Annotated in this window: 7 protein-coding genes; all 7 read right to left on the bottom strand. The window is 36.2% G+C overall.

The genetic code is table 11. The features are described 5' to 3' along the window. Positions 1–161: 161 nt before the first annotated feature. Complete coding sequence (locus CIK89_RS07415) at positions 162–773, bottom strand: serine acetyltransferase (protein ID WP_094390754.1); 612 nt, start codon at positions 771–773, stop codon at positions 162–164. Continuing rightward, entirely contained in the window at positions 766–1,734 is a 969-nt protein-coding gene (locus CIK89_RS07410) for a glycosyltransferase family 2 protein (RefSeq protein ID WP_094390753.1), read from the bottom strand. Before CIK89_RS07410 ends, CIK89_RS07415 begins: the two co-directional genes overlap by 8 nt. After that, positions 1,731–2,843, bottom strand: a complete 1,113-nt coding sequence (locus tag CIK89_RS07405) for a polysaccharide pyruvyl transferase family protein (protein ID WP_094390752.1) — start codon at positions 2,841–2,843, stop codon at positions 1,731–1,733. Before CIK89_RS07405 ends, CIK89_RS07410 begins: the two co-directional genes overlap by 4 nt. Continuing rightward, positions 2,840–4,054 (bottom strand): Coenzyme F420 hydrogenase/dehydrogenase, beta subunit C-terminal domain, encoded by a 1,215-nt coding sequence (locus tag CIK89_RS07400; protein ID WP_094390751.1) that lies wholly within the window; start codon positions 4,052–4,054, stop codon positions 2,840–2,842. The genes CIK89_RS07405 and CIK89_RS07400 overlap by 4 nt, the downstream gene beginning before the upstream one ends. A gap of 4 nt (positions 4,055–4,058) precedes the next feature. Then, a complete protein-coding gene (locus CIK89_RS07395) occupies positions 4,059–5,081 on the bottom strand; it encodes a glycosyltransferase family 2 protein (protein WP_094390750.1) in 1,023 nt (340 codons plus the stop codon). 87 nt (positions 5,082–5,168) lie between these two features. Continuing rightward, positions 5,169–6,287: a UDP-galactopyranose mutase gene (glf, locus tag CIK89_RS07390; RefSeq protein WP_094390749.1), complete on the bottom strand. Its 1,119-nt coding sequence runs from the start codon at positions 6,285–6,287 to the stop codon at positions 5,169–5,171. Next, a partial coding sequence (locus CIK89_RS13720; RefSeq protein WP_216820469.1) for a hypothetical protein occupies positions 6,284–6,522 on the bottom strand: 239 nt, incomplete at its 5' end. The genes glf and CIK89_RS13720, both read right to left, overlap by 4 nt.

Below are 6,522 nucleotides of genomic sequence, written 5' to 3'. Positions count from 1 at the left end.
TAACAAATGTAATTGCATAGCCTACAAACTTTATATTGGAATCTATATTTACACCAAAGAAACAGGAATCCTTTGAACTATATATAAGGAGAAAAATTGCAATATAAATGCCCCATGGTAAATCTGTACTTCTTTTGAGATTTATTTTCATTATCCTTTTTTTATAAATTGTTAACTTTTTCCCATTGGGATTTCTCATTCTTTCTTACCTTTATAATTTTTGCTGGCACACCCGCAACAATACTATGGGAAGGTATGTCATGGGTAACAACCGCATTTGGTGCAATTATGACATCATCGCCTATACTAATATCTCCAATTATTCTAACGCCACTATTAATTTCAACGTTATTACCAATTGTAGGACACCCTCCACCCTCATTCTTGTGACCTATTACAATGCCTGGTCTCATAACACAATTTTCACCAATTGTTGAGGATTCATTAATAATAATGGTACCCCAATGCCATATTGTCAAACCTTTTCCAACGGTTCTAATAGGTATCTGAAATCCAGTTATTTTTGATAATCTTCTCAGTTTTAGCATGTAATATAGCGATATCAATTTTGCTCCTATACCATTCTTATTCATCCAATATTCTGTATATCTTAGCGTTTTTATATATGCCCACACAGATATTTGATCGTTTATAGGAGAACATATCCTTGATCTTAATGCTCGTTTGATACCGACCTTTCTCCAAAACAAAAGAGAGTAGTTTTTGGAATCAGCTTCAATATACTGCTTGAGCGCAAGTTTGTCCTTAATCATGTTGTTTCGTAAATATTGGTCTTAAATACTTATATAGGTTAAACTTCACACTATAATAAACTAACTTCGAACGCAAGGACAAAGATTTATTCAATAAAATAATGCCAGATATTTCAGGATAAGTCGAAGTCCATATTTTTTTATATTTGGGTAATCCAGTAAGTGGTATTATATAATTCTTACAAGCGAGTTTTTTCATATCTAGTTCATTGCGAACTTGGCTTTTGAGTCCAACTGATTGTAAGAAATCTTCTATTAGGCCTATATTTCGTTTAAACTGGTTAAAATTTCGCATCATTTTTTCAGCTTCGACCCCATGGCATAAACTATTTGGTCGCATGTAATAATGATAGAATTTATTGGGCAATTGTTTGAAAGATTTTGAATAAAAAATTATTTGCGTAGAGAAAACACAATCCTCATTTATATTATCCTTAGTATAGATAAAACCATCTTCTTCATAAATCGCTTTTTTTACCATTTTAGTACAAACGGATTCAATGACTTTCCCCTCCAAAGTAGCTTTCAAAAGAGCCAACTTATTGCCACATTCGACAAAAGGCATTTGGTAACCATTACTCCAATCAATTTCACAAGTCACCAAATCGTAATTTCCCTGCTTTGCCGTATTATACATTACTTCCAGCATATTCGTTTCAATAGTATCGTCACTGTCGCAATGGATTATATATTCGCCTGAGGATAACTCTATGCCACGTTTTCTTACCATTGGCAATCCACTATTCTGTGGCATTCTATAGAATATTACTGAATCCTTTCTATTCGGATATTGTTTTAATACATCCTTGACTAAAGTTATTGAATTGTCAGGAGAACAATCGTCAATGAAAATGTATTCAACGGAATTTAATGTTTGCTCAAACAAACTTTGAGCGCATCCCTTAATATATTGTTCTACATTATAGACCGGAACAATAACAGAAACTAAAGGCTTGTTCATCTATTTAATATTTTTTCTTTTATAAACGTTTCTGAAGTTTTAACTTCATTAAATATAATCTCATCTGTTCTATTAAAATCTATTTTTTGCATTAACAATTTCTTGATTATTTTCTCATCATATGTACTAATCTTTCTGCTAAATGTCTCTGTTTGAACAAGCAGACTATCTATCCTGCTAGTAAATCTTTCAGGAGCTACAGAGATAAAAGGTATATGAAGATTAATAGAAAAAGCCGTGCCATGGAAAGAACTTACGACGGCAAAAGAAGCTCCTAACATTAATGACAAGAATGTTTCTGGTGTTGCGTAATGAAAGCGCACGTCACAATCGGGTATTTGTTTTGATTCACCAACATAATTAACTTCAATCACATCGCCACCAATATATTCTGCGACTTGCCTTGCTGTCAGAGAAACTATTTTGTCACATTGACCTTGTTCAACCGAATATACAATAACATATGGCTTTTTGTGTTTATAAGGTGCAGCAAATTTGATCCAATCATTTTTAGATAGGAGGAATGTGGGATCTACGACTTTTTGAGAATGAAGTCCAATTTCAGATAAAAGATCTACAGCTTTCGTTTCACGAACTGAAATTGCATCATATCTGGAAAGTAACTGCTTAGAATAATCTTTATATATAGGATCCCATTCGCTCATTCCAAAGCTTGCAGAGAATGCTATTTTCTTTACATTGTTAGGAACAAATTCCAAATAGTATATTCTTTCAATTCCAAAATTATGAATTGTGTTCCAAACTTGATCACTTCCAGTTAAAAACACATCTGCTTTTGGAGGATTATTTTTCAGTTCTTCATATGTATAGTAAAGTTTCGTTACATTTACATTCTTTGCAACAAACCTGCGGCAGGCCTTTTTCTGGAAATAAGACTTATTTCTTGTAGCAACAGCATAAAGCCATGTAAGAGCTTTCAGAAAATGGAACTTATTCTCAAAAGGTACACGATATCTATTGTGTATACGTTCATACCACAATACTTCAACATCAGCACCTAAGTTTTGTAACTTTACCGCAGTTGCAAATGCCTGTAGATAAGTGCCAAAATTAATTGTGTCAAAAATTGTTACTAATGATATTTTCATTTTTTAGAGTTTTTAAGTATAAATGAACGAAACTTGATAGCAATCTGAATTGGATAGTCTAAAACATTAAATAGAATATTCCAACCATTTTGGGATAAATACATATGGTTTCGTAAAACGAACATAATTATAGGTTTAATTATAGCGGGCTTGGCGTTTCTTTTCATCTGCCCTTCTGCCACAACCTCAAACGGATGCTCCAATAAAGTAACATTCAGGAGTGACTCAATAATCTCTCGTCCTTTCTCTGTAAATGCGACTAATCCACTAACACCTTTTTGGTTGTTTTGGTAAGTTTTACCCCAGAGATCACCAATTCTAATATCTGCCGAAGATTTGTCATATTTGTATTTGCAACGCTCCTGACAGTGTTTTCCAGAGCAATAATCACCAAGAAACATTCTATAGAACCAATCACCTTTAGACCAACGGGATTGTATGAAAGTTTTTTTCCCCCTTATTAACATGTTATAACTATCATGCCAGTTTATAGGACTTGATGTCTTTACACCATCCATTCCCATTAGCCAACTGTCGTGCCAACCGTATTCAAATTTGTTTCTCCATGATGCATACGTTACTTTGCCAATCTTTGGTTCCAACATTTTGATGTACGCTCGCCATGCCAACATCGACGGCACGCTATGACAGAAGAAATCGAGAAGAACAAAATTATCCTCGCATTTAAACTTTCGTATCATTCGCCTGAATGAATCTATTTGGCAAGGAGTGCCTGTGACAAGATATTTCTGCTTGCGGTCGATAGCCTTGAATCCGTCAACCGTATAGCTTTGGATATACTTTGAACCGATGGATGGTATCAGTTCTTCAACAGTCGTTGCGATATAATGCTCCGCCCTGTTAGCCTCGGCATTATACCTCACACCGCATACCTTATATCCCTCGCCGATGAGAGTGCGTCCAAGCTCGAAGCCCACACCACCGCTGCTGCACTTCCTGCGCACTGCCTCATCCTTGCTCCATGCTCCATAACTCTTGATGCATCTGTCCTTCAAAGACAACTCATCATGAGAGTAGGCACAGACATCGAGGCATAATCCGCAACTGGTACATTTCGATTCATCCGTCATGCGAGGTTCGTAGAACCCGTCACCATTCAGCTCAATGCTGATAATCTGCTTTGCACAGACAGTAGCACATACGCCACAGCCGTAGCAATCGTGTATGTTTGATATATTGGATTTATCCATATTGTTACTTCGTAATATTGTAGTAACGAATTAAAAGTTTATTTAATATCGACCTTTCTGTTCTTTGAGTTTTACGCCAATGTTTAACATATTTAAATGGCATCTTTTTTGCAGCTATCAGGTTGTTAGATTCACTGTAAATTGCGGGATATTTTTCTTTTATAATATTATCAAATTTCTGAAGATCTTTTAAATCCGCACTGGCTGAATCTAATAAATACTTTGTATAAATATAGTTCAATCTATTGAGAATTCTTTTCTTAAGGAAGGTGTTTTTTGCTTCATTTACCCTAAGCTGCTTATATGAAGAGAGCATGCTTAATGTTCCCTTTTCTGTATGTCCCAACGAGCGTAAAAGAACTGCTGGATCCATCGTCTGTCCTATACGCCCAACAAAATACTGATAAATATTAAGGGGTAATGAAACAATAGTATTAACATTTGCCATAGGAGTAAATATCCATTCCTGATCTGTATAGGAAATTCCCTCTGTTTGATGGTAATTCAAATTATCAAACACATGCCTATTATATGTAAATGCATGCATTTGAATTAAATCGAACGTTGGTGTATTAATTATATTGTCTGCATTGTAGATTTCCATCGGATTCATTTTACTAATATTTTCCCTTGTTATCCTACCGCTTTCATCGACAATATTATAATTTGTGATAATCAAATCAGCGTTTATATTTTTCAGACATTCCTGATATTTTGAGACTGACAAATTATCAAAATAATCATCTGCATCCAGCACCTTTATATATTTTCCCGTAGCCTCCTTCAATCCGCGGTTGATACAGCTGCCATAGTTGCCGTTATCTTTATCTATCACCCTGTATGTATCGGGATATTTATCCTGATATTCATGTGCTATTTGCGATGACGAGTCCTTGCTGCCATCGTTGATGACGAGGACTTCCAATTTCTTCATGCTCTCTTCATCGATAATGAGTGAGTCCAGACAACGACGGAGATATTTCTCCATGTTGTATGTGGGGATGATTATTGTTAAAATCTTGTTCATAATCTACTACTAAAAATATGATTTGCCTTAATATAGACTCGGGGGTGTTATTATCATCATGAGTACCACATTACTCATGACCTCTAATCAAAATTGCTCTATAGCACTTTCTATTATCGGCGCCATATCATAATACTTATACTCCGCCAATCGTCCGCCGAAAATCACATCGGTTTCTTTTGAAGCAAGTTCGCGATATCTTTCTGCCAACTCGTTGTTTTTGTTATCATTGACAGGATAATATTGCTCCATACCTTCCTTGTATTCCGTAGAATATTCCTCTGAAACTACAGTCTTTGGGCAGTCATATACCTCCTGACCGAACATCTCAAAATGCTTGTGCTCAATGACACGAGTGTATGGCTCATCGTGTGAGGTGTAGTTCACTACGGCATTGCCTTGATAGTTTGGTGTGTCTTCAATTCGAGTCTTAAAGGAGACTGTGCGCCAGTCGAGCTTACCGAATTTGAAATCATAGAACTCGTCGATAGCTCCGGTATATACCAACTTGTCGGCGTATTTGCGCCAATCCTTGTATTCCGAGTTAAAGAAATCAACGTCTGTTTTAGATTTCACTCCTTCCAATAAACCATCAATCAATTTGTTGTATCCGCCGATGGGAATTCCTTGATAACGGTCGTTGAAGTAGTTGTTGTCAAAGACAAAACGCAGCGGCAATCGCTTGATGATGAATGCAGGCAACTCAGTACACTTACGCCCCCATTGCTTCTCGGTATATTCCTTGATGAGGGTATAGAAGATGTCCTTGCCGACCAATGTAAGAGCTTGCTCTTCCAAGTTCTGGGGCTTACGGCCATTGAGCACTGCCAAAGCCTCTGTCTTCTGCTGCTCAATCTTCGCCTTTGCCTCCTCAGGAGTCTTCACACCCCACATCTGATGAAAGGTGTTCATATTGAAGGGAAGATTAAAGAGCTTGCCCTTGTAGTTTGCCACTGGGGAGTTGGTATATCTGTTGAACTCCACGATAGAGTTAACAAAGTCCCACACCTCCTTGTTATTAGTATGGAATATATGTGCACCATACTTGTGCACATTTATCCCTTCAATGTTCTCGCAATAGACGTTGCCTCCCAAATGCGGACGCTTGTCTATCACCAAGCACTTCTTCCCCTGCTTCGTGGCAAGATGGGCGAATGTAGCTCCGAAGAGGCCGGAGCCGACTATGAGATAATCGTATTTATTCATATAATTTTGTTAGATTTATTAATACTAACTATTGAAAACTTATTTCTAAAATGATGAATGTAATAAAGCAATGTTATTCCAATTATCGCAATGCAAATTTGTAAATTTTCACAACACTCACTATAAAACATTATTGCAGAAATATCTGATAAAATAGCAAATGGAAGATTGATAATGTAGAAGTTAATCAATGCTACAACTAACAACAATATACCCATGTCTGTCATTATATCAA

Origin of the sequence: Prevotella sp. P4-119 (assembly GCF_002251345.1) — a bacterium.
GTDB lineage: Bacteria > Bacteroidota > Bacteroidia > Bacteroidales > Bacteroidaceae > Prevotella.
This window is presented reverse-complemented; position numbering and strand designations above follow the sequence as displayed.

Bases quoted from the DNA above. Each gene is read 5' to 3' on its own strand.
- CIK89_RS07395 (WP_094390750.1), bottom strand. From the start codon at position 5,081: ATGAACAAGATTTTAACAATAATCATCCCCACATACAACATGGAGAAA.
- CIK89_RS07410 (WP_094390753.1), bottom strand. From the start codon at position 1,734: ATGAACAAGCCTTTAGTTTCTGTTATTGTTCCGGTCTATAATGTAGAA.
- CIK89_RS07415 (WP_094390754.1), bottom strand. From the start codon at position 773: ATGATTAAGGACAAACTTGCGCTCAAGCAGTATATTGAAGCTGATTCC.
- CIK89_RS07405 (WP_094390752.1), bottom strand. From the start codon at position 2,843: ATGAAAATATCATTAGTAACAATTTTTGACACAATTAATTTTGGCACT.
- CIK89_RS07400 (WP_094390751.1), bottom strand. From the start codon at position 4,054: ATGGATAAATCCAATATATCAAACATACACGATTGCTACGGCTGTGGC.
- glf (WP_094390749.1), bottom strand. From the start codon at position 6,287: ATGAATAAATACGATTATCTCATAGTCGGCTCCGGCCTCTTCGGAGCT.